This is a genomic window from Metallosphaera yellowstonensis MK1 (genome assembly GCF_000243315.1).
Taxonomy (GTDB): Archaea; Thermoproteota; Thermoprotei_A; order Sulfolobales; family Sulfolobaceae; genus Metallosphaera; species Metallosphaera yellowstonensis.
The window spans coordinates 1,206,179-1,211,570 of the sequence record NZ_JH597761.1; the positions used below are offsets into that span (position 1 = coordinate 1,206,179).

Consider the following 5,392-nt stretch of genomic DNA (forward strand, 5'->3'; position numbering starts at 1 on the left):
GGCGAGTATTACAAGGATAATGCCTATAGCCAGGAAGTACTTCCTGTCGCTTTTCTTCGAACTTCCTTTAGGTCGCATCTATTTCTGAATCTATGCTTCAGGACTTCGTTATTAAGTGTTTCCCAAGTATCGTTTATTATAAGATAAAATGCAAATATATAAGACTAATTGTGATTTTCCATAAAAGGTAGTAGAATAGGGTAAGAGTTTAATTTAATGTCACGAAGGGGTGATGTGCGTATACCTGGATGAGTATCTCTCAGGTCTGGGTCGATCTTATATACGATAAGGATTAGAGCACCTTTAGGTCGTACGTAGGGACATCCTACTGCGATACAACGCCAATTTACCTTTCCAAACTCGACATCTGACACTCCTCATATTCTGACCTCCTCCCTGAGGGGTGGACACGAAATCTCCTACCCAAAGGTTATGGGACTTTAACGTATCTTGAAGATTTTCATTAACCCAGGGTGGAAAGAGAACGTAGCTGGTCAGAGTGATTCTAACTCTTAAATTTTGCTTAAGCCAGGTCCACTTGATTGGAAATAAATAATATAGAGATTTTTTATTCTAATAGCTCTTTTTTTTATTAAGTTTAAACTTTATAAACTAAAAATTTATATAATGGAATGATGTCACGACATGATGTGAGATCATGTCTAAGGAGAAAATCAACGAGGGGAACTCGACGAGAATGGAGTATCTCTTACCTCTCAGGTTCGCTGTAGGATGGATGTTCCTGGACGGAGGATTAAGAAAAGCTGTGTTGAAGCCAAGCAAGTTAGACCCCAATTCTTCTTCTTTCGTTGGTGGGAAACTTGTGAACTTTTTACCCCATGCAGGCCCGTTCAAACCTTTCCTTATAATGACACTGGAGAACAGAGCTTTGGACGTAGCGTTCCTTACAATCTTTAGCTATGTGGAAATAATAGCGGGACTATTCATAATAATAGGCCTCCTTACTAGAATTTCCTCTCTAGCTGCCTTGATTATGTCCCTGGGCTTCGCTCCAGCCTACTGGTTAGGGTCTACCTGTGAAGACGAATGGCAAATAGGCTCTCTACTGACTGCAGGAGCAGTGGTCCTGATGCTGACGGCCTCTGGTAGAGTTATGGGGCTTGACAGCATACTCTACAAGAAGTTAGGTGATAGGGCTCTGTCCAAGAAGGTTCCTATCCTAAACATGATTAAGCTATGGTGAGGAAAATGGACAAAACCGCCCTGATAGCCTTAATATTCACGGTTCTAGTGGCAGGATGGATCTTAGCTACGGGTCAGTGGGCTTACGGGAACGTTGTGGGACCCCTAGTGAACTACTCGAAACTTCCCAAACTTGAGATAACTTACATACAGGCGAGTCAACACGGGAACGGAACTCTATTGGCCATGAATGTAACTGACATTGATGGTCCTGATGCCTATCCAGCTACCGCTCCCCTCCTGGAAATATATAACTCCACGTGGCACATCTATCTCAACTCTTCCCAGATATCGAACTTTACTGTGAAGGTAGTCCAGGCCCCTTGGAATGAGAATAAGAGAGACAGCGTCAACTGGTACTCCGGTTTTGTGATCCCCTTAGGTAGCGAGGCTCAATTCCAACTGCTACTACCCTTGAAACTCTCCCCTGGAAACTATACCATAGTACTCTACACGCCCGGCATATCTTTGAAATCTGAGGCCATGGCTGCTTTCAGTATATGACTTTTTATTCCATAATAACTTAAGTACGTTGGAGGTTCCTTCAGTTGGGATTTAAACTACTTAAAACTTTAAAACTTTTTAGTTTTCTCGGGAAAAAGTTCTTAAAGTAGTGCTGGAGAATTTATGTTATGAAGAAAATTCAGTTAAGACAGGATGATATTGAGGAGAAGGGTGGGTTAAAATCTATCACTTTCACCTTATTTAAGGACGATTCGCCGCTCTGGAGAATAAGATTTAAAAGTTTGCACGAAGGTATTGAGAGCCTATTCAATCCACACTTGGCCCAATTTGGTAAGATGTGCTACGAAATGAAAGGAACCGGATTCACTTGTCCTATTTGTAACTCCGAGATAGATGAGCTGGGTCTCTGCAATTGCGGTACAGGATCGGCGTAGATCCCTTGACTTAGAATATTGAGGTCTTGGGATTCTCTTTACGATTCTTTACACCCATGAGCGACCTAGGTGAAGGTATGTAACTGCAGTGTGGTAAGATTAAGGACTGAATCTTTTTCATAGTATTAGAAATATTTTTATACAGCAGTTATGGGAGTCTTAGGGAGGTAATACAGGAGGGACGAGCAGGTCAAGTTCAGGCTCCTCGTGTACAGCAAGGAGAAGGTTAAGAGAAAGAAGAGGACTCTCGTTTACTTCGCTAGGGCGACTAATCTAAACCTACCGAAGGGGGAGGTGTTGGACTTGTACAACAAGGTGAGGGGTCCCATAGAGACCTCTCACCGGAACATCAAGGCCTTTCTCCCCTTCACCAGTTCCACCAAGTTCGTCTTCCGCACGTTGATCTTCGTGCTGGCCCTTGTACTCTACTCCTTATATACCGTATTCAAGGGGGAGGTGGGGAGAGAGGAGTTTAGATTATTATTAATTCTTTTATTTCCTGATTTATTTAATTCAGAGAATTTTATATTTAATCTAGTAGATACACTTATTTACACTATAGATTTATTTTTAAGGAGGTGATTTTGGGTCTACCGTCACGGGTGTGGGTTGGGGTTATCCCGCTAAAGGGGCGGAGGGGTAACGGAAGTGACTCTGGTGAAGCCCAAGGGCTGAGGATTGGATACAAATTCATGAAAATTCAATGAAGCCCAAACCCCGGTATGTGAACCTCTCTTTTTTCACGTAAGCGATAAAAGCTTTTTGGTAATTCTATTTGATTTCTATGAAATCGGCGATAATATTTCTTATGACATCCTCTTCAACTATTCTAAATAATTCTTCTGTAAACCTTTTAGATAGATAAAGCAATGTAGGTTCTCCAGAAAGTAAAAATATCGATAAATAAAAACGTATTTTGTCTCTATCACACATTGAAAGATGACCTACTTTCTGTTGTTCATATTCTAATACTCTGTGTATTACATCATTAATTTTCTCGTCTATCTTTAGTTTTTCCAACAATATTGTTTCAATACAACCTTTAAAATCATTATTTTTATCGCCTGTGACTACTAAAACATAACATAAGTTATCCTTACACATTTTTATATACGGTGGAGAATAATCTAGTGCTTTTATATCCTTCTTAAGTCTATCATAAACACCTTTATATCCTTCCTCGTCTCCATCTATTACAAAACATACATTTCCCTTTTTCAAGATAGACATAGAGGAAGACAAGTACTTTTTAAATTCCTTAATCACCTCTTCCTTTCCAAATCTTACTACTATATTGTCTTCATTAAAACCTAGCTTACTAAGAATGATCTCTTCGGTAGCACCCTCTACAAATATTCTATCACAACTTATAGCCATAGGTTTCACACGTATCCTAACCAACTAAGGGGTTTCTCGAACTCAGAAATTTCTGAAAGCTTGTACGTTTTATATCCTGCTTTTGATAGATAAATTACTTGAGCCTCAGAATCGTTAAGTACTTTTCCCGCCATTTTTGCAACTTCATTTACGTGAGTAGTGAAAATTACTTGAACTCCCTCTTCCCGCTTTATATCATTCAATACTTCCATTACAAGATCGGGATGAAGGGAATCTTCAATTTCATCGATTAAGAGGATGTCAGATGACATTAGGGCTAGTTTTATTAATTCCCTCTTTAAGAGCCCTCTGCCCATAACATAGACGGGTAATCCATCATAATATAGCTTAAACTGACCATATTCATCCTGTAATATTTCAAAATTGGATTCTATTTTTTTATTTTTTCTTTTCGAAATACTATAAATTCTTTCCGGATTACCTGAGGAATCAAAGAATGTAGAAATGTAAAGAGGAGAATATTTAATATTGACCCTTTTTATAGGCCTTGCAATTGGCAAAAACAACGGTCCAGATAAATTCTCAGCTATTAAGATTCCAGATTTTACTCTAATTTCAGCTACTTTTTCATTATTTATTTCAACATCAATACTGTAAGGGTCAATCTTCTTAAATTGCGTTATTACATCATCAAGTCTAACTTTAGAGTCAGACACTGTGGAAAATGCTGAAAGAATATCTCCCCTACTGTTTAGTATATAAATGACAGAATTCTGTATATCATTATCATTTATATCTGATTGGAAAAGAGTTGACATAAAAATTGATTCAAGAAAAGAAGTCTTACCGCTACCGTTCTCCCCAACGACAATATTAACCCTCTTAAGCCTAGTAGCAATTTTAAGTCCCCTAAAACCCTCCACAACTACCTCACTTATATTCATAATTTTATATCTTCTCTAGGAGTTTTAAAATGTTTTGAAAGATTATGACGTTATCCAACATGAGCAAAATTGGAAAATTATCTGATAGTATCGTCGTTAAGCTATTTATATTTGTATAACGAGTATTACTTATGGGTAGGAAGGCTGTGGGCGATTCAGGGCTCCTTTGCAAATTGTAATATCTCTGTTGATTTGGACTTATTCAATGGAGAAATTATTGAATATATTCGACGGGTGATTCAGGGCCCCATTGCGATTTCTATTTGTTTCTATAGAATGAAAGTCACTTAATTGATCCTACATCAGTACACGAAAAGGGGACGAGCGCTAGGTCATACCATGAGAGACTCATTCAATCACGTGGTGACCTCGCTCGTCCCCGAGCTACTTGGGAAGGACGCGCTATTAAATGACAGCAGTTATTAGATTTCACCTAGATTGCAGGGCGGTACCTAGGGGAGAATCCCATAACTGCTGTAAATGAAACGGCTGAGGTCGAGAGGAGGGCCCTGGAGGAGAGGAGGACCTCCCCCGGGTACGCCAGGGGGAAGGAGGTGAGGAGGAGGGGTTACGCCAGGTACAGGTTCCTGAGGGGGTTCAGGGTCTCCCTCCTGGGGGTCGTGTACGGGCTGGAGTGGGTCACGGTGAGGTTGCCCGTGCTGTACAGGGGAGAGGGTGAGGACTGGAGTGGAGGAGTTGCTCAGGGAGGAGAGACTGGCGCTCAGGGCCCTCCTCCTGCTCTACTCCGTGTTGGGAGGGAAGTTGAACGCCAAGCTCTGGACCCAGGAGCTGGAGGTGAGGGGGGACTTCAAGTACGTGGTCGTGGACGGGAAGTACGTGAAGTTGAGGGGAGGAAGGAAGGGGTGCTCCCGATCGCGTTGGGGACTCACGGAGGACGGTGTGAGGGCAGTGCTGTGGTCCTGACCTGGGGAGAGGACGTCGTGAGCTACTGGGACCTCCCGGTGAGGCTATGGAGGTACAACCTCACTCTCGTCGTAGCTGACGGGG

General features: G+C 41.3%; 5 protein-coding genes and 2 pseudogenes. 5 read left to right on the forward strand and 2 right to left on the reverse strand.

Annotation, left to right across the window (positions count from 1 at the left end; translation table 11 throughout):
• Nucleotides 1-658 precede the first annotated feature (658 nt).
• The 4 genes and pseudogenes from doxD to METMK1DRAFT_RS07090 form a co-directional block, all read left to right on the forward strand.
• A complete protein-coding gene (doxD, locus tag METMK1DRAFT_RS07075) occupies nt 659-1,204 on the forward strand; it encodes a thiosulfate:quinone oxidoreductase large subunit (RefSeq protein WP_009072223.1) in 546 nt (181 codons plus the stop codon).
• Nucleotides 1,205-1,209: 5 nt separating this feature from the next.
• A complete protein-coding gene (gene doxA, locus METMK1DRAFT_RS07080) occupies nt 1,210-1,707 on the forward strand; it encodes a thiosulfate:quinone oxidoreductase small subunit (RefSeq protein ID WP_009072225.1) in 498 nt (165 codons plus the stop codon).
• Between the two features lie 128 nt (nt 1,708-1,835).
• Nucleotides 1,836-2,102: a hypothetical protein gene (locus tag METMK1DRAFT_RS07085; protein WP_009072227.1), complete on the forward strand. Its 267-nt coding sequence runs from the start codon at nt 1,836-1,838 to the stop codon at nt 2,100-2,102.
• 171 nt (nt 2,103-2,273) lie between these two features.
• A pseudogene (locus METMK1DRAFT_RS07090) lies at nt 2,274-2,684 on the forward strand (ISH3 family transposase); the annotation flags it as partial.
• A 189-nt stretch (nt 2,685-2,873) separates the two neighbouring features.
• Here the strand turns inward: METMK1DRAFT_RS07090 and METMK1DRAFT_RS07095 are convergent.
• Entirely contained in the window at nt 2,874-3,479 is a 606-nt protein-coding gene (locus METMK1DRAFT_RS07095; RefSeq protein WP_009072231.1) for a hypothetical protein, read from the reverse strand.
• A gap of 5 nt (nt 3,480-3,484) precedes the next feature.
• Nucleotides 3,485-4,384: an AAA family ATPase gene (locus METMK1DRAFT_RS07100; RefSeq protein ID WP_009072233.1), complete on the reverse strand. Its 900-nt coding sequence runs from the start codon at nt 4,382-4,384 to the stop codon at nt 3,485-3,487.
• 488 nt (nt 4,385-4,872) lie between these two features.
• Between METMK1DRAFT_RS07100 and METMK1DRAFT_RS15585 the strand changes: the two are divergent.
• Nucleotides 4,873-5,392, forward strand: a pseudogene (locus tag METMK1DRAFT_RS15585) (IS256 family transposase); the annotation flags it as partial.

What these genes read in the sequence shown, in the direction of transcription:
- doxA (WP_009072225.1), top strand. Translation starts at nt 1,210, where the DNA reads ATGGACAAAACCGCCCTGATAGCCTTAATATTCACGGTTCTAGTGGCA.
- METMK1DRAFT_RS07100 (WP_009072233.1), bottom strand. Translation starts at nt 4,384, where the DNA reads ATGAATATAAGTGAGGTAGTTGTGGAGGGTTTTAGGGGACTTAAAATT.
- METMK1DRAFT_RS07085 (WP_009072227.1), top strand. Translation starts at nt 1,836, where the DNA reads ATGAAGAAAATTCAGTTAAGACAGGATGATATTGAGGAGAAGGGTGGG.
- doxD (WP_009072223.1), top strand. Translation starts at nt 659, where the DNA reads ATGTCTAAGGAGAAAATCAACGAGGGGAACTCGACGAGAATGGAGTAT.
- METMK1DRAFT_RS07095 (WP_009072231.1), bottom strand. Translation starts at nt 3,479, where the DNA reads ATGGCTATAAGTTGTGATAGAATATTTGTAGAGGGTGCTACCGAAGAG.